The sequence below is a fragment of the Dankookia rubra genome (assembly GCF_004355005.1).
GTDB lineage: Bacteria > Pseudomonadota > Alphaproteobacteria > Acetobacterales > Acetobacteraceae > Paracraurococcus > Paracraurococcus ruber_A.
Window position 1 is genome coordinate 1 of record NZ_SMSJ01000431.1, and the last position, 219, is coordinate 219.

Below are 219 nucleotides of genomic sequence, written 5' to 3' on the forward strand. Positions count from 1 at the left end.
CGGAGAGCGGCGGGCCTCGCGGCTATGACGCAGCCAAGAAGGTCAAAGGGCGCAAGCGGCACTTCGCGGTCGACACGCAAGGGCTGTTGCTCGGCGTGCTCGTGCATGCCGGGGACTGTCGGCATTTCCGTGTGTTGCCGGTCATGAGGGAATGGAAGGAGCTCCCCCATGGCTCGACGGAAGGCGCCGCACATCGCTGATGAGTTGCTGGACCAGCTG

The 219-nt window shown here is 65.3% G+C and carries 1 pseudogene; it reads left to right on the forward strand.

Annotated features, from left to right (window positions below):
* Positions 1–116, forward strand: a pseudogene (locus E2C06_RS37180) (transposase); the annotation flags it as partial.
* Positions 117–219: the final 103 nt, after the last annotated feature.